Annotated in this window: 1 protein-coding gene; it reads right to left on the bottom strand. The window is 34.3% G+C overall.

The window, feature by feature from the left end; genetic code table 11:
- Positions 1-16: 16 nt before the first annotated feature.
- On the bottom strand, positions 17-399 hold a 383-nt coding region (locus V7056_RS18440; protein ID WP_499703857.1), incomplete at its 5' end, for an ATP-binding cassette domain-containing protein.

Genomic DNA, 399 nt, shown 5'->3' with positions numbered 1-399 from the left:
TTTGCTCTTTTTCTTTTTATGCTCCATCATTAATGAAGCTATATTGTGCCATGTATAGTTTGTAGTAGTGACCTTTTAATTGTAGTAATTGTTCATGTGTGCCACTTTCTTCAACATTTCCATTACCGATTACCATGATTTTGTCGCAATCACGAATTGTTGATAGTCGGTGTGCAATAACGAATGAGGTTCTGCCTTCTAATAATGTTTCAATACCATTTTGTACAAGTTTTTCTGTATGTGTATCAATATTAGAAGTTGCTTCATCTAGAATTAAGATTCTCGGATTGGCAAGTAGTGCTCTTGCAAATGAAATTAATTGTCTTTGACCTAAAGAAAGTCTTGACCCTCGTTCATTTACGTCTGTGTCATAGCCTTGCTCCATTTTCATAATGAAGT

Origin of the sequence: Bacillus sp. JJ664 (assembly GCF_036962205.1) — a bacterium.
Taxonomy (GTDB): domain Bacteria; phylum Bacillota; class Bacilli; order Bacillales; family Bacillaceae_G; genus Gottfriedia.
The sequence above is the reverse complement of the archived record's forward strand: the minus strand, read 5'-3'. Positions and strand labels throughout refer to the sequence as shown.